General features: G+C 71.2%; 21 protein-coding genes. 14 read left to right on the forward strand and 7 right to left on the reverse strand.

Features of this window, described 5'->3' with window-relative positions; all coding sequences use genetic code 11:
• The first annotated feature begins 10 nt into the window (after positions 1-10).
• The gene (locus ACZ7HQ_RS06530; protein WP_470985549.1) at positions 11-748 is read left to right on the forward strand and encodes a hypothetical protein; all 738 of its coding nucleotides are present in this window, start codon (positions 11-13) and stop codon (positions 746-748) included.
• Here the strand turns inward: ACZ7HQ_RS06530 and ACZ7HQ_RS06535 are convergent.
• Positions 672-1,991: a D-arabinono-1,4-lactone oxidase gene (locus ACZ7HQ_RS06535; RefSeq protein ID WP_470985551.1), complete on the reverse strand. Its 1,320-nt coding sequence runs from the start codon at positions 1,989-1,991 to the stop codon at positions 672-674. The two genes, ACZ7HQ_RS06530 and ACZ7HQ_RS06535, sit on opposite strands and share 77 nt — an antisense overlap.
• Complete coding sequence (locus ACZ7HQ_RS06540) at positions 1,951-3,189, reverse strand: MFS transporter (protein ID WP_470985553.1); 1,239 nt, start codon at positions 3,187-3,189, stop codon at positions 1,951-1,953. Before ACZ7HQ_RS06540 ends, ACZ7HQ_RS06535 begins: the two co-directional genes overlap by 41 nt.
• 172 nt (positions 3,190-3,361) lie before the next feature.
• On the opposite strand from ACZ7HQ_RS06540, the gene ACZ7HQ_RS06545 reads away from it, so the two are divergent.
• Together ACZ7HQ_RS06545 and ACZ7HQ_RS06550 are read left to right on the forward strand one after the other, a co-directional pair.
• A complete protein-coding gene (locus tag ACZ7HQ_RS06545) occupies positions 3,362-4,489 on the forward strand; it encodes a ferrochelatase (RefSeq protein ID WP_470985556.1) in 1,128 nt (375 codons plus the stop codon).
• A gap of 8 nt (positions 4,490-4,497) precedes the next feature.
• On the forward strand, positions 4,498-5,313 hold the full coding sequence (locus ACZ7HQ_RS06550; RefSeq protein WP_470985558.1) for an inositol monophosphatase family protein: 816 nt from the start codon (positions 4,498-4,500) through the stop codon (positions 5,311-5,313).
• An 87-nt stretch (positions 5,314-5,400) separates the two neighbouring features.
• Here the strand turns inward: ACZ7HQ_RS06550 and ACZ7HQ_RS06555 are convergent, their stop codons facing one another.
• Positions 5,401-5,574 (reverse strand): hypothetical protein, encoded by a 174-nt coding sequence (locus ACZ7HQ_RS06555; protein ID WP_023546087.1) that lies wholly within the window; start codon positions 5,572-5,574, stop codon positions 5,401-5,403.
• Between the two features lie 414 nt (positions 5,575-5,988).
• On the opposite strand from ACZ7HQ_RS06555, the gene ACZ7HQ_RS06560 reads away from it, so the two are divergent.
• From ACZ7HQ_RS06560 to ACZ7HQ_RS06575, 4 genes are all read left to right on the forward strand, one after another.
• Positions 5,989-6,642: a response regulator transcription factor gene (locus ACZ7HQ_RS06560; protein ID WP_023546086.1), complete on the forward strand. Its 654-nt coding sequence runs from the start codon at positions 5,989-5,991 to the stop codon at positions 6,640-6,642.
• 6 nt (positions 6,643-6,648) lie between these two features.
• Positions 6,649-7,905, forward strand: coding sequence for a sensor histidine kinase (locus ACZ7HQ_RS06565; RefSeq protein WP_470985561.1), 1,257 nt, complete (start codon positions 6,649-6,651; stop codon positions 7,903-7,905).
• A 393-nt stretch (positions 7,906-8,298) separates the two neighbouring features.
• The gene (locus tag ACZ7HQ_RS06570) at positions 8,299-8,595 is read left to right on the forward strand and encodes a DUF4193 domain-containing protein (RefSeq protein ID WP_003997302.1); all 297 of its coding nucleotides are present in this window, start codon (positions 8,299-8,301) and stop codon (positions 8,593-8,595) included.
• A 13-nt stretch (positions 8,596-8,608) separates the two neighbouring features.
• Positions 8,609-9,523 (forward strand): hypothetical protein, encoded by a 915-nt coding sequence (locus ACZ7HQ_RS06575; RefSeq protein ID WP_470985564.1) that lies wholly within the window; start codon positions 8,609-8,611, stop codon positions 9,521-9,523.
• Here ACZ7HQ_RS06575 and ACZ7HQ_RS06580 read toward each other — a convergent pair.
• Entirely contained in the window at positions 9,520-9,984 is a 465-nt protein-coding gene (locus ACZ7HQ_RS06580) for a DUF3093 domain-containing protein (RefSeq protein ID WP_470985567.1), read from the reverse strand. The genes ACZ7HQ_RS06575 and ACZ7HQ_RS06580 overlap by 4 nt on opposite strands.
• 58 nt (positions 9,985-10,042) lie before the next feature.
• Here ACZ7HQ_RS06580 and ACZ7HQ_RS06585 point away from each other — a divergent pair, with 58 nt between their 5' ends.
• From ACZ7HQ_RS06585 to ACZ7HQ_RS06615, 7 genes are all read left to right on the forward strand, one after another.
• Positions 10,043-10,627 carry a PaaI family thioesterase gene (locus tag ACZ7HQ_RS06585; RefSeq protein ID WP_470985570.1) on the forward strand — a complete coding sequence of 195 codons (585 nt, stop codon included), beginning with the start codon at positions 10,043-10,045 and terminating at the stop codon, positions 10,625-10,627.
• Positions 10,624-11,175, forward strand: a complete 552-nt coding sequence (gene dut, locus ACZ7HQ_RS06590; RefSeq protein ID WP_470985572.1) for a dUTP diphosphatase — start codon at positions 10,624-10,626, stop codon at positions 11,173-11,175. Before ACZ7HQ_RS06585 ends, dut begins: the two co-directional genes overlap by 4 nt.
• A gap of 1 nt (position 11,176) precedes the next feature.
• Positions 11,177-11,941: a DUF3710 domain-containing protein gene (locus ACZ7HQ_RS06595; protein WP_470985574.1), complete on the forward strand. Its 765-nt coding sequence runs from the start codon at positions 11,177-11,179 to the stop codon at positions 11,939-11,941.
• Positions 11,942-12,143: 202 nt separating this feature from the next.
• Positions 12,144-14,729, forward strand: a complete 2,586-nt coding sequence (locus ACZ7HQ_RS06600) for a DUF4118 domain-containing protein (protein ID WP_470985576.1) — start codon at positions 12,144-12,146, stop codon at positions 14,727-14,729.
• The gene (locus ACZ7HQ_RS06605) at positions 14,723-15,442 is read left to right on the forward strand and encodes a response regulator (RefSeq protein ID WP_470985579.1); all 720 of its coding nucleotides are present in this window, start codon (positions 14,723-14,725) and stop codon (positions 15,440-15,442) included. The genes ACZ7HQ_RS06600 and ACZ7HQ_RS06605 overlap by 7 nt, the downstream gene beginning before the upstream one ends.
• 60 nt (positions 15,443-15,502) lie before the next feature.
• Complete coding sequence (locus ACZ7HQ_RS06610) at positions 15,503-15,901, forward strand: OB-fold nucleic acid binding domain-containing protein (protein ID WP_076095565.1); 399 nt, start codon at positions 15,503-15,505, stop codon at positions 15,899-15,901.
• A gap of 3 nt (positions 15,902-15,904) precedes the next feature.
• On the forward strand, positions 15,905-16,672 hold the full coding sequence (locus tag ACZ7HQ_RS06615) for a DUF3159 domain-containing protein (RefSeq protein ID WP_470985581.1): 768 nt from the start codon (positions 15,905-15,907) through the stop codon (positions 16,670-16,672).
• 60 nt (positions 16,673-16,732) lie between these two features.
• On the opposite strand, the gene ACZ7HQ_RS06620 is transcribed toward ACZ7HQ_RS06615, so the two are convergent.
• The 3 genes from ACZ7HQ_RS06620 to ACZ7HQ_RS06630 all read right to left on the reverse strand — a co-directional run bounded on the left by ACZ7HQ_RS06620 (position 16,733) and on the right by ACZ7HQ_RS06630 (position 18,414).
• Positions 16,733-17,401 (reverse strand): potassium channel family protein, encoded by a 669-nt coding sequence (locus ACZ7HQ_RS06620; protein WP_470985584.1) that lies wholly within the window; start codon positions 17,399-17,401, stop codon positions 16,733-16,735.
• On the reverse strand, positions 17,401-18,072 hold the full coding sequence (locus tag ACZ7HQ_RS06625; protein WP_470985587.1) for a potassium channel family protein: 672 nt from the start codon (positions 18,070-18,072) through the stop codon (positions 17,401-17,403). The genes ACZ7HQ_RS06620 and ACZ7HQ_RS06625 overlap by 1 nt, the downstream gene beginning before the upstream one ends.
• A 177-nt stretch (positions 18,073-18,249) precedes the next feature.
• The gene (locus ACZ7HQ_RS06630) at positions 18,250-18,414 is read right to left on the reverse strand and encodes a hypothetical protein (protein ID WP_470985590.1); all 165 of its coding nucleotides are present in this window, start codon (positions 18,412-18,414) and stop codon (positions 18,250-18,252) included.
• Between the last annotated feature and the right edge of the window lie 48 nt (positions 18,415-18,462).

Consider the following 18,462-nt stretch of genomic DNA (forward strand, 5'->3'; position numbering starts at 1 on the left):
AGTTCCGGGTATGCGTGAAACGCCCGATGCGGGTCGCAAACGGATCGACCTGAGCGTCCCCCAGGTCGCGGGCAGCGCCCTCGCGGCGGTCGTGGCGGCCAAACTGGCCTCGTACTTCGGGGTGTACGGCACGATCGTCGGCGCGGGGGTCGTGAGTGTCGTCGCCACCTGCGGGGGCACCGTGTTCCAGCACTTCTTCAAGCGGACCGGCGAGCAGCTCCGCGAGGCGACGGTCGCGTCCCGCCCCAGGGAACAAGGGGCACCGGCTCCGGGCGAGTTCACCGAGGGCACCGTCTACCGCGCACGGGTGAAGAGCTGGCGGCGCCCCGTGGTCGCGGCCGCCCTCGTGTTCGGCGTGACCATGGCCGGCATCACGGCGTACGAACTGGTGTCCGGCAACAGCTTCAGCGGCGGTGCGGGTACGACGGTGAGCGACGCCGTCACCGGACGGGGCTCGTCCTCCTCCACCTCCGAGTCCCCGTCCACGTCCGGTTCCCCGGCCGCATCCGACGAGTCGCCACCCCCTTCGGGCGCGCCGCCCCGCGAACACGCGCCCGGTGGTGGTACGACCCACAGCGCGACCCCGGCTCCCGGCGACGTGCCGGGCGGGGAGGCGAGCGGCGGCCCGAGCCCGTCCCCGACCCCCACGCCCAGCGGGTCCGCCGCGACGCCTACGACCCCAGAACCCTCCGCAAGTAGTCGTTCTGGAACAGCCGTTCCGGGTCAAGGCGGTCCCTCAGCGCGGTGAACTCGCCGAACCGCGGGTAGACGCGCGCGAAGTACTCGGCGTCCCGCGTGTGCACCTTGCCCCAGTGCGGCCGGCCCTCGTGCGCGGTGAAGATCTGCTCGGCGGCGGTGAAGTAGGCCTGGTAGGGCGTGCCCCGGAACATGTGGACGGCGACGTAGGCGCTGTCCCGGCCGGACGCGGTGGACAGGGTGATGTCGTCGGCCGGGGCGGTGCGCACCTCGACGGGGAAGCTGACCCGCAGGCCCGAGCGCTCGACCATGGCCTTCAGTTCGCGCAGCGTCTCCACCAGGGCCGCGCGCGGAACGGCGTACTCCATCTCCACGAAGCGCACCCGGCGCGGCGAGGTGAAGACCTTGTAGGGGATGTCCGTGTACGTCCGCGCGGACAGGGCCTTGCTGGAGATCCGCGCGATGGCCGGGACGGTGGCGGGCGCGGCGCGGCCGACCCACTGGGCCACCTGGAAGACGCCGTTGGAGAGGAACTCGTCCTCGAACCAGCCGGCCAGCTGCCCCACGGGCTGCTCGGGGCCGGCGCTGCGGTTGTTCCGCTTGGTGTTGGTGCTGCCGGTGTGCGGGAACCAGTAGAACTCGAAGTGCTCGTTCTCCGCCCAGAGCTGATCGAACTCGGCGAGGACCCGCTCCAGGGGCATCGGCTCCTCGCGCGCGGTGAGCAGGAACAGCGGCTCCACGGCGAAGGTGATCGCGGTGACGACGCCGAGGGCACCGAGGCCTGTTCGGGCGGCCGCGAAGACCTCGGGGTTCTCCTTCTCGGAACAGGTGAGCACCGAGCCGTCCGCCGTGACGAGTTCGAGTCCTTTGATCTGGGCCGCGATGGAACCGGACTCACGGCCCGTGCCGTGCGTGCCGGTGCTGGTGGCCCCGGAGACGGTCTGCTCCATGATGTCGCCCATGTTGGCCAGCGACAGACCCTCGCGCGCCAGAGCCGTGTTGAGTCTCTTGAGCGGGGTGCCGGCCTCCACCGTGACCGTCATGGACGACCGGTCGATATGGCGGATGCCGGTCAACAGTTGAGGGCGTATCAACACACCGTCGGTGGCCGCGATCGACGTGAAGGAGTGACCGGTCCCGACCGCCTTCACCTTCAGACCGTCCTCGGCCGCCCGGCGCACCGCCGCGGCCAGCTCCTCCACCGACGCCGGCGCAACCTGCCGGGCGGGGCGGGCGGAGACGTTGCCGCCCCAGTTACGCCAGGTGTCGTTCTTCCCGCTCGCTGTGCTGCTCAACGGTGCCTCCCCGACCCGCGGCCGGCCTGCGCAGCCGGCGGTACCCGAGGAAACCGACCGCGACCGCGACGGCCCCGGACACGGCCGGAACCCCGTACCCGGCCCGCGCCCCGGCGGCGTCGATCACCCAGCCGGCCACGGAGGAGCCGAGCGCGACACCGACCGCGAGGCCGGTGCTCACCCAGGTCATGCCCTCGGTGAGCTTCGCGCGAGGTACGTGCTCTTCGATGAGGGACATCGTCGTGATCATCGTCGGCGCGATGGACAGCCCCGCAACGAACAGCGCCACGGCCAGAAGCGGCAGGTTTCCGACCAGTAGGAGGGGGATCATACTCACGGCCATCGCCGCCACGCCCAGCAGCCAGCGGCGTTCCGGCACCCCGGTGAACCGCAGCAGTCCGAAGACCACCCCGGCCACACAGGAACCGGCCGCGTACAGCGCCAGGACCACGCTCGCGGCGCCCTTGTGGCCGCGCTCGTCGGCGAAGGCGACGGTGACCACGTCCACCGACCCGAAGATCGCGCCGGTCGCCGCGAAGGTCGCCACCAGCACCTGCAGCCCCGCCGAGCGCAGGGCGCTGCCGCCGCTGTGCTTCTCCTGCGGGTGCGGCTCCGGTTCGGTGGCGCGCTGGGAGGTGAGCCAGAAGACCCCGGCGGCCAGGAAGCAGGCGGCGAGCAGCGGGCCCGCCTCCGGGAACCAGGCCGTGGACAGCCCGATGGAGATGATCGGCCCGAAGATGAAGCAGACCTCGTCGACGACCGACTCGAACGAGTAGGCGGTGTGCAGTTTCGGAGTGCCCCGGTACAGGGCGGCCCAGCGGGCCCGGATCATCGCGCCCAGGCTCGGCACCGAGCCGATCCCGGCCGCGCACACGAACAGCACCCAGTCCGGCCATCCGAGGTGTGCGGCGAGCAGCAACCCGGCCGCCGCCGTGAGGGTCACCAGGGTCGCGGGGCGCAGTACCCGGCGCTGCCCGTGCCGGTCCACCAGCCGGGAGATCTGCGGCCCGATCGCCGCGGCGGACAGCGCGATGGTGGCCGACAGCGCGCCGGCGAGTCCGTACCGCCCGGTCAGCTGGGAGATCATCGTGACCACGCCGATGCCCATCATCGACAGCGGCATCCGGCCGAGGAATCCAGCGGCGGAGAACGCCTTGGTGCCGGGCACGGCGAACAGGGCTCTGTAGGGGCTGGGCACGTGGTCTCCGAAGCGGCTCGGTAAGGCGCGAATGCGGCGGATACAGATTACGAGTTAGGTGACCCTAATTGCACCTCGTTTGATCAGGGGAAAAACCGGTATAAACCCGTTGGAACCCGACTCGTCACCCCGCTGTTCCCCGGCTGTCAGTACCGGGTGGCAGGATCGAGACATGCCAGACGCGCTCGATGCCACCCCGTACGACGCCCTGCTCCTGCTCTCCTTCGGCGGCCCCGAAGGCCCGGACGACGTGGTCCCGTTCCTCGAGAACGTCACGCGCGGGCGCGGCATCCCCAGGGAACGCCTGAAGGAAGTCGGACAGCACTACTTCCTGTTCGGCGGGGTCAGCCCCATCAACGACCAGAACCGCGCCCTGCTGGACGCCCTGCGCAAGGACTTCGCCCAACACGGCCTGGACCTGCCGGTGTACTGGGGCAACCGCAACTGGGCGCCGTACCTCACGGACACCCTGCGCGAGATGGTGGCCGACGGCCGGCACCGCATCCTGGTGCTCGCCACCAGCGCCTACGCCTCGTACTCGGGCTGCCGGCAGTACCGCGAGAACCTCGCCGACGCGCTGGCCACCCTCGAGGCCGAGGGCCTTCCGCTGCCGGGGATCGACAAGCTGCGGCACTACTTCAACCACCCCGGCTTCGTCGAGCCCATGGTCGACGGCGTGCTGCGCTCCCTCGCCGACCTCCCCGAGGACGTCCGCGCGGGCGCCCACATCGCCTTCACCACGCACTCCATCCCGGCCTCCGCCGCCGACACCTCCGGCCCGGCCGAGGCCCACGGCGAGGGCGGGGCGTACGTCGAGCAGCACCTGGAGGTGGCCCAGCTGATCGCGGACGCCGTCCGTGAGCGCACCGGCGTCGACCACCCCTGGCGGCTCGTCTACCAGTCCCGCTCCGGCGCCCCGCACATCCCGTGGCTGGAGCCGGACATCTGCGACCACCTGGAGGAGCGGCACGCGGCGGGCGTACCGGCCGTCGTCATGGCGCCCATCGGCTTCGTCTCCGACCACATGGAGGTCCTCTACGACCTCGACACCGAGGCCCGGGCCAGGGCCGAGGAGCTGGGCCTGCCGGTGCGCCGCTCGGCGACCGTCGGCGCCGACCCGCGGTTCGCCGCCGCCGTCCGCGAGCTGATCACCGAGCGCGCCGCCGTGGAACGCGGCCAGGAGGTCACACCCTGCGCCCTGGGCGCCCTCGGCCCGAGCCACAACGTCTGCCCCGTCGGCTGCTGCCCCGCCCGCGCCCCGCACCCGGCCGCCGCGGGCGCCGACAGCCCCTACGCGTGAGGAGCCCCGTGACCGACGCCCTGCACCGGGAACTGCTGGAGTCGGCCCAGGAGGCCGCCCGCCGGGCCGGAGAGCTGCTGCGGGACGGCCGCCCGGCCGACCTGGCCGTGGCGAGGACCAAGTCCAGTCCGATCGACGTCGTCACCGAGATGGACATCGCGGCGGAGAAGCTGATCACCGATCTGATCTCCGGCCGGCGGCCCGACGACGGGTTCCTCGGCGAGGAGGGCGCCTCCAGCGAGGGCAGCAGCGGCGTCCGCTGGGTGATCGACCCGCTCGACGGCACCGTGAACTACCTGTACGGGCTGCCGACCTGGGCGGTGTCCATCGCGGCCGAGCAGGACGGCGAGACGGTCGCCGCGGTCGTCGCGGCTCCGATGCGCGGCGAGACCTACCACGCCGTGCGCGGCGGCGGCGCATGGGCGACCGGCGCGTGGGAGGGCCAGCGGGCGCTCGCCTGCCGTCCCGCGCCCCCGCTGGACCAGGCGCTGGTCTCCACCGGCTTCAACTACGTCACCGACGTCCGCACCCACCAGGCCGAGGTGGCCGCCCGGCTGATCCCGCTGCTGCGGGACATCCGGCGCAGCGGCTCGGCGGCGGTCGACCTGTGCGACGTGGCCTGCGGCCGGCTTGACGGCTACTACGAGCGCGGGCTCAACGCCTGGGACTTCGCGGCGGGTGCGCTCATCGCGCGGGAGGCGGGCGCGGTGGTCGGTGGGCGGCCCGGTGAAGGCCCGTCGGGCGATCTGACCGTCGCAGGATCACCGGGGGTCTTCGAGCCCCTCCAGGGGCTCCTGGGGGAGTTCGGCGCCTGGCACGACTGACCCCGGGGAACGCCGAGCGGGAACCGGACGTGCAAAGGGACCCCGGCGCTGGATTCGCCGAGGTCCCCTCTTGCGCTTTCGGGCCGATCAGACGCGTGACGCGCCGACCTCCACACCGTGTTCGGCGGCGAGGCGTCGCAGGTCGTCGAGCTCTGCCTGCTCCACTTCGACGAGGAAGTCGTCACCCTCGTCACGAGCCCGCGACAGGTCGGACTCGGTCGCCCTTATGCGCTGCAGAAGTCCTGCGGTGAAAGCGTCCATGCTGCGCCCCCTCGTCCTGGGTCGTGGGTCGGTGGCACGGGGGTGTGCCGGTTGGGAAAGGGGCGATCACGTCTCTCGCGGGTGCCCAGCGCTGCCCTGCCGGGCGGCGACGGTGCCGGACACCCACGCCCGCTCTGCAAGCGGGTCACGGAGTACCGCATGGTGCTGCGGCACATGCAGAGCGTGATCGCGGGGTGTAAAGCCGTCCTCCCCCCCGTCCCTCACCCGGAAACCTCAACCGGAGGAGAAAATCTCGTATTCCCGCCCCGGGACGCCGGTCCGTGCGGTCCGCAACCCGCCTTACAGCCGACTTACGGCCGAAAAGGGCAGGATGGAGGTCACACCCCACGAACCCCCCTGCCCGCACGCGCCCACGGGGCGCTACGCGGGTGGACATGAGGAAGGACAAGCGACGTGCGCGTACTCGTCGTCGAGGACGAGCAGCTGCTCGCCGATGCGGTGGCCACCGGACTGCGCCGGGAGGCCATGGCCGTCGACGTCGTGTACGACGGTGCGGCCGCCCTGGAGCGCATCGGCGTCAACGACTACGACGTGGTCGTCCTCGACCGCGACCTCCCGCTCGTGCACGGCGACGACGTCTGCCGCAAGATCGTGGAGCTGGGCATGCCCACACGCGTGCTCATGCTCACCGCCTCCGGCGACGTCAGCGACCGGGTCGAGGGCCTGGAGATCGGCGCCGACGACTATCTGCCCAAGCCGTTCGCCTTCAGTGAGCTGATCGCACGCGTGCGTGCACTCGGACGGCGTACGAGCGTTCCCCTGCCGCCGGTCCTGGAGCGCGCGGGCATCAAGCTCGACCCCAACCGCCGCGAGGTCTTCCGCGAGGGCAAGGAGATCCAGCTCGCGCCCAAGGAGTTCGCGGTGCTGGAGGTCCTCATGCGCAGCGAGGGCGCGGTCGTCTCGGCCGAGCAGCTGCTGGAGAAGGCCTGGGACGAGAACACCGACCCGTTCACCAACGTCGTGCGGGTCACCGTGATGACCCTGCGCCGCAAGCTCGGCGAGCCCCCGGTGATCGTCACCGTTCCCGGCTCCGGCTACCGGATCTGATCCGCCATGGCCGCCACCCCCGCGCCGCCCCAGGCGCCGCCGAAGCCCACCTGGGACCCCAGGAGGCCACAGCCCCCCTTCCCGTGGCTGCGCCCGACCATCCGCATACGGCTCACGCTGCTGTACGGCGGCATGTTCCTGATCGCCGGCATCCTGCTGCTGTCGATCATCTATCTGCTGGCCGCGCAGGCGATCAGCACCGGCAACCAGCCGCTGTTCAAGATCGTCAGCGGGACGAACATCCGGGTCTCCAGCGACAACTGCCCCGCGATCACCGCGATCAACTCCAGCCCGCTGCCGCTGTCGGACTTCAACGACGCGATCGCCCACTGTGTGGACCAGCAGCGCCAGGCGGCCCTGGACAACCTGCTCAGCCGCTCGCTGCTGGCCCTGCTGGGCCTCGCCGTGATCGCCTTCGCGTTCGGTTACGCGATGGCCGGCCGGGTGCTGTCCCCGCTCGGCCGGATCACCCGCACCGCCCGCGCGGTGGCCGGTTCGGACCTGTCCCGCCGGATCGAGCTGGACGGGCCGGACGACGAGCTGAAGGAGCTCGCGGACACCTTCGACGACATGCTGGAGCGGCTCCAGCGGGCCTTCACCGCCCAGCAGCGCTTCGTCGGCAACGCCTCGCACGAGCTGCGCACCCCGCTCGCGATCAACAGAACGCTCCTCGAGGTGCACCTGTCGGATCCGAACGCGCCGATGGAGCTGCAGCAGCTCGGCAAGACCCTGCTGGCGACCAACGAGCGCAGCGAACAGCTCGTCGAGGGCCTGCTGCTGCTCGCCCGCAGCGACAACCAGATCGTCGAGCGCAAGCCCGTCGACCTGGCCGAGGTCGCCACCCAGGCCATGGACCAGGTGCACGCCGAGGCCGATGTCAAGGGCGTGAAGATCCGCGGCGAGCGCAAGCCCGCCGTGGTGCAGGGCAACGGCGTGCTGCTGGAGCGGATCGCGCTGAACCTCGTGCAGAACGCCGTCCGGTACAACGTGGCCGAGGGCGGGTGGGTCGAGGTGAACACCGAGATCCAGCACGGACAGGCGGTGCTGACCGTCACGAACACCGGGCCGGTGGTGCCGGCGTACGAGATCGACAACCTCTTCGAGCCCTTCCGGCGCCTCCGCACGGAGCGTACGGGCAGCGACAAGGGCGTCGGCCTCGGCCTGTCCATCGTCCGGTCCGTGGCCCGCGCGCACGGCGGTCATATCGTGGCCCGGCCTCGCGACGGCGGCGGCCTGGTGATGCGGGTCACGCTGCCGCTGTGATCCGCAACCGACACACGCGGACGGTGTTCGCTTTGCGCGGAATTTTCATGGCGCCGTTCGGGGTTCCGATTGTGTGATCAATCACATGGGCGGATTTCCAGTCATGTACGTTCCGTGATCATGGCAGATGACAGAAAGCCGGGAAAGTCCTGGTTTTCAGGGCTCTTGATCACGGGAAGTACACGGTGAGGCGCCTTTGAGGTGCGGCATTCGAACCGTGTACGGTCCTCACCGCCATCCAAGCCGATCACTCTTGAGGGGTCGGGTTGGGTGTCGATTGAGTAACAGACCTTGATGTGAGGCAAAATCTCCGCCTCAGGTCGGGCACAAGTCCGGCCTCTCACGCGTTACGTGCGCTGGAGACACCGCAGACACCCAGAGGGGGAGAGCGATATGGCAACCGATTACGACACTCCACGCAAGACCGACGACGACGTCGACTCGGACAGCCTTGAAGAGCTGAAGGCCCGGCGGAACGACAAGTCCACCTCGTCGGTGGACGTCGACGAGTTCGAGGCCGCCGAAGGCCTCGAACTGCCCGGCGCCGACCTCTCGAACGAGGAACTGGCCGTCCGGGTACTGCCGAAGCAGCAGGACGAGTTCACGTGCATGAGCTGCTTCCTGGTGCACCACCGCAGCCAGCTGGCCCGTGAGAAGAACGGTCAGCCGATCTGCCGCGACTGCGACTGAGGTCGGGTCGGCCGTGGCTGGCTCGACCCCTCCGCGGAAGCACCGCTTCTCCCTGGGAAAAGCGGACCAAGGGCCGTCCGACGGCCCGCACGGCGCGCGTGACGACGAGCGGGGCTCACCTGGAGCGGTGGCCCCGCTCGAACCGGCGACCGACCGGGCAGACCACCCGGCGCCGGTGCGGCAGCCCGCGCCCGTCGCCAGGCGGCGGGCCGCGGTGATGCGTGCCAAGGCCCGTGACATGGCCCGGGAAGGGGTCCGCAGGGGCGGCAGCCAGGCTCGCGCGGGCCTGGCCTACCTCGCGGACCGGATCATCGAGATCGCGCCGCGTGTCCCCGTGCGCGACCTCGCGACCCTGCGCGGGCAGTTCCCGGGGCTGGGTCCCGAAGAGCTCGCCGACAAGCTCGTGGCGGGCGCGGCGGCCGGCACCTCGACGGTCGGCGCCGGGATCGGGGCGGCGGCGATGCTGCCGGTGCCGCCGGCCATGCCGACCGAGCTGGCCGCGGAGATCACCGGGGTCGCCGCGATCGAGCTGAAGCTCATCGCCGAACTGCACGAGGTCTACGGCGTACGACCGCCGGGGAACCTCAGGACCCGCAGCACCGCGTATCTGTCCTCCTGGTCGGGGGAGCGCGGGATCGACGTGACGAAGCCGTCGACGTACGACACGGCCCTCGGCGGCCGTATGAAGCGTGAACTGCGCCAGCAGATCATGAAACGCATGGTCAGGGACCTGCCCAACCTGATGCCGTTCATGGTCGGCGCGGCGGTGGGTGCCGTCCTGAACCGCCGGGACACCAGGAGGCTCGCCGCCCACGTCCGGGCCGACCTGCGCAAGATCCAGGTGCCCTGGGACGAACTGCCCGAGCTGCCGCCGCTGGAGAAGCCGGCAAAGCCCCTGACCCTGGGCGACCTGCCCGACGAGCTCTAGGCGTTCGCCTTGCGGGCCGCCTCGATCGCCGCCGCCAGCATCTCCGGTTCCCGCGTCGACAGGTACAGGTACGGCGTCGGGTCCTCCGGGTCCGTGACCTCCACGCGCAGGGCCGTCGGGATGTAGGCGCGCAGCAGCAGGAAGGCGCGGGTGTCGGCCTTGTACGTCCGCCAGGCGCGGGCCTCCTCCGCGTCCAGCACCTCGGACCCGCCCAGCGCCGACACCGGGATCTTCGCCTCGCCCGCGATCAGCGAGTCGCCCACCACACGGATGCGCGGGGAGCCGTACGCGCTGGCGACCACCGCCGCGGCCGCCGTACCGCCGACCAGGCCGCCGAGCAGCGGCAGTGTGCCGAACGGGAGCAGGACCAGGGCGAACGAGACACCCACGAGGAAGCTGATCAGCCACCACGAGCGGGGGGCGGTGAGGCGTTCTTCGTAGGGGGTGGCGGAGGGCTGCATGGAGCCAAGCTTGGCACGGGATCGAGACAGTGCCGACGCGCGGGTAAGGTCTGCGGCTGTGAGTGGTAGTTCCGCAAGCCTGAAGCCTCCTGCCGACGCGGTGAAACCGGTACGGCACCCCGACGCGCCCGCGCCCGGGGAGCTCCTCGGCGCCCACTACGAACACTGTTTCGGGTGTGGCCCGGGGCAGCCGCACGGACTGCACCTGGAGGCCCGGGCCGGCGAGGGTGTCTCGCTGACCGCCGAGTTCACCGTCCAGGCGGCCCACCAGGGCGCCCCCGGCCTCGCCCACGGCGGAGTGCTGGCCACGGCCCTGGACGAGACCCTCGGCTCGCTGAACTGGCTGCTGCGGACCATCGCCGTCACCGGCCGGCTGGAGACCGACTTCGCGCGGCCCGTGCCGGTCGGCACCACGCTGTACCTGGAGGCCGAGGTCACCGCCGTCGCGGGACGGAAGATCTACTCCACCGCCACCGGACGCCTCGGCGGCCCCGAGGGGCCCGTCGCCGTCCGCGCCGACGCGCTCTTCATCGAGGTCAAGGTCGACCACTTCATCGACCACGGCCGCGACGCGGAGATCCAGGCCGCCATGAGCGACCCGGACCAGGTCCGGCGCGCCCGCGCCTTCGAGGTGAACCCGTGAGCCGTCGTCCCCTGAACGTGCTGCTCCGGCGCATCGATCCGGACGTACCGCTTCCGGCGTACGAGCACCCCGGGGACGCCGGAGCCGATCTGCGCACCACCGAGCCGTGCCGGCTCGGGCCGGGGGAGAGGGCCGTACTGCCCACGGGGGTGTCGATCGCGCTGCCCGAGGGGTACGCGGCCTTCGTGCATCCGCGCTCCGGCCTCGCCGCCCGCTGCGGTGTCGCCCTCGTGAATGCCCCGGGGACGGTGGATGCCGGGTACCGTGGGGAGATCAAGGTGATCGTGGTGAATCTCGATCCGCGCGAGTCCGTGCGGTTCGAGCGCTTCGACCGGATTGCCCAACTGGTCGTCCAGCAGGTCGAGAGGGTCCGCTTCCAGGAGGTCGCGGAACTTCCCGGCTCGGCGCGGGCCGAAGGGGGCTTCGGGTCCACCGGTGGCCATGCCGCGGTGGGCGGCGAGAGCGGCACAAGCGGTCAGGCCGCCGAGGGCGGTCCGACGGGTGGGAATCGATACGCTTCGGTCGTATCCGACCGGGAAGGACAGTGACGTGTTCGGACGTCGCAAGAAGAAGGGTGCCGCCGAGGACGCGGCCGGCGAGGCCGAGCAGGTCGTCGACAGCGTCGACACCGAGGCGGACGAGGAAGCAGAGGCCGCGCGCGAGCGCGTCCGGCTGGAGCCCGGGCCGCGGCCCGACGGGCCGTGGGACAGCGAGGAGGTGCGCGACCCGGGCGAGGGCCGCGTGGACCTCGGCGGGCTGTTCATCCCGGGCGTCGACGGCATGGAGCTGCGGGTCGAGGTCGCCGGTGACGCGATCGTCGCCGCGACCGTCGTGCTGCGCGACAGCGCCATCCAGCTCCAGGCCTTCGCCGCGCCCAAGCGCGAGGGCATCTGGGGCGAGGTCCGCGAGGAGATCGCCTCCGGCATCACCCAGCAGGGTGGCATCGTCGACGAGGTCGAGGGGCCGCTGGGGTGGGAGCTGCGGGCCCAGGTGCCGGTGCAGCTGCCGGACGGCACGGGCGGGTTCCAGGTCGTACGGTTCGTCGGTGTGGACGGCCCGCGCTGGTTCCTGCGCGGTGTGATCTCCGGGCAGGGCGCGGTGCAGCCGCAGGCCGCCGGTCTGCTGGAGCAGATCTTCCGCGACACGGTCGTGGTGCGCGGTGAGGGGCCGATGGCGCCCCGCGACCCGATCGTCCTCAAGCTGCCGAACGACGCGCAGATGGTCCCCGAGGGCGTTCAGCAGGAGGAGTCCTCGCGGTTCTCCGGGGGGATGGGGCAGCTGCAGCGGGGGCCGGAGATCACGGAAGTCCGCTAGCCGTTTCTGTTCACGGGCCGTGCCTCTGGGAGGTGCGGCCCGTTTTCGCGGGTTCCCGCAGCCTCCCCGCTTCGGGACGCCGTCCCCGTCATCAGGGTTACGTCAAAGTTGCCCCCCGCCCGCCCTCCCGTCCCGTTTGCCGTGATTGTTGGCCGTAAGGTCGACGCTGCGTAGGCAGCAGTCACGAGAAGACAATGGAGCCATGGCACGCGGCAAGCTTCGGATCTACCTCGGTGCGGCACCGGGCGTGGGCAAGACCTACGCCATGCTCTCCGAGGCGCACCGCCGTGTGGAGCGGGGCACCGACTGTGTCGTGGCGTTCGTCGAGCACCACGACCGGCCCCGCACCGAGGTGATGCTGCACGGCCTGGAACAGGTGCCGCGCAAGCAGCTGGAGTACCGGGACACCGCCTTCGGTGAGATGGACGTCGACGCCGTGCTGCGCCGGGCGCCCGCCGTCGCCCTGGTGGACGAACTCGCCCACACGAACATTCCCGGCTCGCGCAACGCCAAGCGCTGGCAGGACGTGGAGGAACTGCTCGCCGCCGGCATCGACGTGGTCTCGACCGTCAACATCCAGCACCTGGAGTCACTCGGCGACGTGGTCGAGTCGATCACCGGGGTGCGGCAGCGGGAGACCGTCCCGGACGAGGTCGTACGGCGGGCCGACCAGATCGAGCTGGTCGACATGTCCCCCGAGGCGCTGCGCCGCCGTATGGCGCACGGGAACATCTACCAGCCGGACAAGGTCGACGCGGCCCTGTCCAACTACTTCCGGCCCGGAAACCTCACCGCCCTGCGCGAGCTGGCGCTGCTGTGGGTGGCGGACCGGGTCGACGAGTACCTGAACGCCTACCGCAGCGAACACCAGGTCTCCAAGATCTGGGGCTCCCGCGAGCGGATCGTGGTCGGGCTGACCGGCGGTCCCGAGGGGCGCACCCTGATCCGCCGGGCCGCGCGGCTCGCCGAGAAGGGCGCCGGCGGCGAGGTGCTCGCCGTCTACATAGCCCGCAGCGACGGCCTGACCTCGGCCTCCCCGAAGGAACTGGCCGTCCAGCGCACCCTCGTGGAGGACCTGGGCGGCACCTTCCACCATGTCGTGGGCGACGACATACCGGCCGCGCTGCTGGCCTTCGCGCGCGGCGTCAACGCCACCCAGATCGTGCTGGGCTCCTCGCGCCGCAAGGCCTGGCAGTACGTCTTCGGGCCCGGCGTCGGCACCACGGTCGCCCGGGACTCCGGACCCGATCTCGACGTCCACATCGTCACCCACGAGGAGGTCGCCAAGGGCCGCGGACTGCCGGTGGCCCGGGGCGGACGGCTCGGGCGGGCCCGGATCATCTGGGGCTGGGCGGTCGGCCTGGCCGGGCCCGCGGTCCTCGCGGTGCTGCTGAACACCGTCGACCTCGGTCTCGCCAACGACATGCTGCTGTTCCTGGCCGTCACCGTCGCGGCGGCGCTGCTCGGCGGCCTGCTGCCCGCGCTGGCCTCGGCCGCCTTCGGCTCGCTGCTGCTGAACTACTTCTACACCCCGCCCCTGCACCGCCTCACGATCGCCGACCCCAAGAACATCGTCGCCATCGCGATCTTCTTCGGCGTCGGCATGTCGGTCGCCTCCGTGGTGGACCTCGCGGCCCGGCGCACCCACCAGGCCGCCCGGCTGCGCGCCGAGTCGGAGATACTCTCCTTCCTCGCCGGGAACGTGCTGCGCGGCGAGACCAGCCTGGAGGAGCTGCTGGAGCGGGTCCGGGAGACCTTCGCGATGGAGTCGGCCGCGCTGCTGGAACGGGCGGGCGACGTCGAGCCGTGGACCTGCGCCGGGCGCGCCGGGTTCGGGCGCCCCCTGGAGCGGCCGGAGGACGCCGACGTCGACATGCCCGTCGGCGACCACATGGCGCTCGCGCTCACCGGCCGGGTGCTGCCCGCCGAGGACCGGCGGGTGCTCGCCGCGTTCGCCGCGCAGGCCGCCGTCGCGCTGGACCGCCGGCGTCTGCAGGAGGAGGCCGACCAGGCCCGTACGCTCGCCGAGGGCAACCGCATCCGCACCGCCCTGCTGGCCGCCGTCAGCCACGACCTGCGCACCCCGCTGGCCGGTATCAAGGCCGCCGTGACCTCGCTCCGGTCGGACGACGTCGAATGGTCGGCGGAGGACCGGGCGGAGCTGCTGGAGGCCATCGAGGAGGGCGCCGACCGGCTCGACCACCTCGTCGGCAACCTCCTCGACATGTCCCGCCTGCAGACCGGTACGGTCACCCCGCTGATCCGCGAGATCGACGTCGACGAAGTGGTCCCGATGGCTCTGGGCGGCGTGCCCGAGGACAGCGTGGAGCTGGACGTGCCCGAGACCCTGCCGATGGTCGAGGTCGATCCGGGCCTGCTGGAGCGGTCGGTGGCCAACCTGGTGGAGAACGCCGTCAAGTACAGCCCGCGCGGACGGGCCGTGCTGGTCGCCGCGAGCGCCATCGCCGACCGGGTCGAGGTGCGGGTCGTGGACCGCGGTCCTGGCGTGCCGGACGAGGCCAAGGACCGGATCTTCGAGCCCTTCCAGCGGTACGGTGACGCCCCGCGCGGCGCCGGTGTCGGGCTCGGTCTCGCGGTCGCCCGGGGCTTCGCGGAGGCCATGGGCGGCACCCTCAACGCCGAGGACACGCCCGGCGGGGGACTCACCATGGTCCTGAGCCTGCGGGCGGCAGGACCGGGTCCGGAGCCCCCGGAGGCGGCCGTGGACCTCGCAGAACCTCCCACGGGACAGGACCTCGCAGAACCAGAAAGGCAGACCCTATGCTGAGCCCGAATGGGGGGACCCCCCAAACCCCCACGAGGGTGCTCGTGGTCGATGACGAGCCGCAGATCGTGCGCGCCCTCGTGATCAACCTCAAGGCGCGCAAGTACGAGGTGGACGCGGCCGCCGACGGCAGGACCGCGCTCGAACTCGCCGCCTCCCGCCACCCCGACGTGGTCGTGCTCGACCTGGGTCTGCCCGACATGGACGGCGTCGAGGTGATCAGGGGGCTGCGCGGCTGGACCCGCGTGCCGATCCTGGTCCTGTCCGCCCGCCACTCCTCCGACGAGAAGGTCGAGGCACTGGACGCGGGCGCCGACGACTACGTCACCAAGCCGTTCGGCATGGACGAGCTGCTGGCCCGGCTGCGGGCCGCCGTACGCCGGGCCGAGCCGGTCGGGCCCGGCGAGGACGACCTGACGACCGTGGAGACCGAGGGCTTCACCGTCGACCTGGCCGCCAAGAAGGTCAACCGCGCCGGCCGGGACGTCCGGCTCACCCCGACCGAGTGGCACCTGCTGGAGGTGCTGGTCCGCAACACCGGCCGCCTGGTCAGCCAGAAGCAGCTGCTGCAGGAGGTGTGGGGGCCGTCGTACGGCACCGAGACGAACTACCTGCGCGTCTACATGGCCCAGCTGCGCAGGAAGCTGGAGACGGACCCCTCGCACCCGAAGCACTTCATCACGGAGCCGGGGATGGGGTACCGGTTCGAGAAGTGAGCCGGGCTGCGCAGTGAGCTCGGCTACGGCGACGTCGGTGGGCCCCGGTACGCTTCACGTATGAGTGCTGTTCCTCGTTCCGAAAAGCCGGCCGGCCGGTTCCGGCGCATGCTCGACCGGCTCTCCTCGTCACAGGAGGACCTGGAGTCCGAGGAGCTGCGCGAGGACGCCGAGACCGCGGGCTGTACGAAGATCGGTGACTGCCACGACCGGCAGATCGTCACCGTAACTGGTACCTTGCGCACGGTCACCTTGCGTCCACGTGCGGGGGTCCCGGCCCTGGAGGCCGAGCTGTTCGACGGCTCCGCCGCGCTGGACGTGGTGTGGCTCGGCAGGCGTTCCATCGTGGGCATAGAACCGGGGCGCAAGCTGATCGCATCGGGCCGGATCTCGATGAGCCGGGGCCGCCGGGTGCTGTTCAACCCGAAGTACGAACTGCGACCCCTCGGACGGGAGTAGCCGGTGACGTCCCTCGACAAGCCGACCGAAGACGCCGGTCAGGCGCAGCACCACGACGCCCGGGCGGTGACCGAGGCCGCGTTGTTCGAGGCGTTCGGCGGCGTCCGCGGCATGGTCGAGACGGTCGTGCCGGGCCTGCTGTTCGTCGCGATCTTCACGGTGAACAAGAACCTGCACGTGTCGGCGATCGCCGCGCTCGCCGTGTCGCTGGTCCTGGTCGTGGTCCGGCTGGTCAGGAAGGACACCGTCAAGCACGCCTTCAGCGGCGTGTTCGGCGTGGCCTTCGGCGTGGTCTTCGCGATGTTCACCGGCAACGCCAAGGACTTCTACCTGCCCGGCATGCTCTACACCCTGGGCCTGGCGCTGGCGTACATCGTCACGACCCTCGCCGGGGTGCCCCTGATCGGCCTGATCCTCGGCCCGGTCTTCAAGGAGAACCTCTCCTGGCGCACCCGCAACCCCGGCCGCAAGAAGGCCTACGCGAAGGCCAGTTGGGCCTGGGGTCTGATCCTGCTCGCCAAGTGCGCGATCCTCTTCCCGCTCTACTGGTGGTCCGACACCGCCAAGCTCGGCTGGGTCCTGGTCGCCCTGAAGATCCCGCCGTTCCTGCTGGCGGTCTGGCTCACCTGGGTCTTCCTGGCGAAGGCGCCCGCGCCGATCGACGTGTTCGCGGAGATGGAGGCCGAGGAGAAGGCGGAGCAGGAGCGCAAGGCCGCGGCGGCCGCGGAGAGCGGCGAGCCGGCCGCTGGACGGCACCGCAGGGAAGCGTAGACAGCCGTCGTACGACGCGAAGGGCGCCCTTGACGGCAAGGGCGCCCTTCGTCGTGTGCGTCAGCTTTCCCGGCGCACCGACAACAGCTCCTCCAGCTGCTCCTCCCGGGCCTGTGCGGCCACGAACAGCAGCTCGTCGCCCGGTTCCAGGGAGTCCTCCTTGGAGGGGGTCAGGACCCGGGTGCCGCGAATGATCGTCACCAGGGAGGTGTCCTCGGGCCACTCGACGTCGCCGACCTGGGTGCCGGCCAGGGCCGACTCCTCGGGCAGGGTCAGCTCGACGAGGTTGGCGTCGCCGTGGCTGAAGCGGAGCAGCCGGACCAGGTCGCCGACCGAGACCGCCTCCTCGACCAGGGCGGACATCAGACGCGGGGTGGAGACGGCCACGTCCACGCCCCAGGCCTCGTTGAACAGCCACTCGTTCTTCGGGTTGTTGACGCGGGCGACGACGCGCGGGACGCCGTACTCCGTCTTGGCGAGCAGCGAGACGACCAGGTTGACCTTGTCGTCGCCGGTCGCGGCGATGACGACGTTGCAGCGCTGCAGCGCCGCCTCGTCCAGGGACGTGATCTCGCAGGCGTCGGCCAGCAGCCACTCCGCCTGGGGCACCCGCTCCACCGAGATGGCGGTCGGGGCCTTGTCGATCAGCAGGACCTCATGGCCGTTCTCCAGCAGCTCGCCCGCGATCGAGCGGCCTACGGCACCGGCTCCGGCAATGGCGACCCTCATCAGTGACCGCTCTCCTCTTCCGGGCCCTGGGCGAACGCCGCCTCGACCTTCTCGACGTCGTCCGTCCGCATCATCACGTGCACGAGGTCGCCCTCCTGCAGCACCGTCTGCGAGGACGGCAGGATCGCCTCGCCCAGGCGGGTCAGGAACGCCACGCGGACGCCCGTCTCCTCCTGCAGCTTGCTGATCTTGTGGCCGACCCACTGCGCGGATGCGTGCACCTCGGCGAGCTGCACCCCGCCGGTGGGGTCGCGCCACAGCGGCTCGGCGCCGGAGGGCAGCAGCCTGCGCAGCATCTGGTCGGCGGTCCAGCGCACCGTGGCCACGGTGGGGATGCCCAGGCGCTGGTAGACCTCGGCGCGGCGGGGGTCGTAGATACGGGCGGCCACGTTCTCCACGCCGAACATCTCGCGGGCCACGCGCGCGGAGATGATGTTGGAGTTGTCACCGCTGGAGACGGCGGCGAAGGCGCCGGCCTCCTCGATGCCCGCCTCGCGCAGCGTGTCCTGGTCGAAGCCGACGCCGGTGACCCTGCGGCCCCCGAAGCCCGGGCCCAGGCGGCGGAAGGCGGTGGGGTCCTGGTCGATCACGGCGACCGTGTGGCCCTGTTGCTCCAGGGTCTGGGCAAGAGCGGAACCCACTCTTCCGCAGCCCATGATGACGATGTGCACGACCGTCCTTCCGGTGTCCAAAAGTTACTGCTCAGCATCAGGGTCTCAGACCGACGCCCAAAGCTACACACGGGCGCCAGGGGCGGGCACCCCCGTGCGCCGGTTCCCCATGATCACGGTTCGCGATCACCCGTGAGCACGCTCCGCGATCAGGCGTGAGCGGCCACGCCGGCGGCGTCAGCGGTCCGCCTCCGCGAACACGCGTGGGCAGTGCCGGCGGTCCGCTTCGGCGATCACCGGGGGCGGGCGCCGGCGAGTGATGCTGCGCACGCTGCACAGGGTCAGGATTCCGAGGCCGAGCAGGGCGAGAACCGCCCCGATCAGCTCCGCGGTGGTGGGCATGGTGCCTCCGAAGTGCGACGACAGGCGCGGTTTGCCATCTAGGCACGG

Source organism: Streptomyces sp. NPDC037290, assembly GCF_055603245.1.